The following is a 695-nucleotide window of genomic DNA, read 5'->3' as shown; positions in this document are numbered from 1 at the left end:
TAAATAGCTTCAGCATCATGTGCCGCATCTAGAAGCATTTTATCTACCGCGCCCAAGTTGAATCGTTGCGAAAACTCAGCCCAACTAACGACGAAGCTTACTGAGTCATGGCAGGAAGCCAAATTCAGACGCGGATATAACGGCAAGTCGTATGGACTGTCGCAAGCATTAATCATGTAGAGGTGATACCCGTTGAAGTACTTTTCCCGATGGCTGTCCCAGCCACTGTCACAGTCGGGTTGAGAGTACTTTCGACCGTGCTTGCAATTCGCTATACCTTGGGCGCGACAGTTACAAGTGGGCTTGCTTCGGATGTGGGATCCGGTGACGACGGGCGTGCCGTCACCGGCAACGTTTAGTTGATCCACATTTCCGAGCAGTCCCAACTTGGCTGAAATAGTAAGAATTTGGGATTGGAAGAAATCGAATAGGCGATCCGATGGGAGTTCCTTTTTTTGATCTAATCTAGGAATGACCCACTCGACCAATCGTTGTACACGACCAGGCTTTGTTGGAGCCTTTTCGCCTTTTTTTCCTTTTTTCGCTTTCTTTTTACGAGACTTTTTACTTTTCTTTTTGTGGGTCACATTCTTTTTGTCACTTGCCCATAATCGAGCAAAAAAATCATGAAATGTACCCACACCAGGCGTATCACCTGGTTCAAAACCACTGAGAATCGCGTAAAGCGGAACACG

General features: G+C 46.8%; 1 pseudogene. It reads right to left on the bottom strand.

From position 1 onward, the window contains the following. A pseudogene (locus tag AB1L08_RS22460) lies at positions 1–695 on the bottom strand (transposase); the annotation flags it as partial.

The sequence above is a fragment of the Siminovitchia jepli genome, from assembly GCF_047228825.1.
GTDB lineage: Bacteria > Bacillota > Bacilli > Bacillales > Bacillaceae_C > Siminovitchia.
This window is presented reverse-complemented; position numbering and strand designations above follow the sequence as displayed.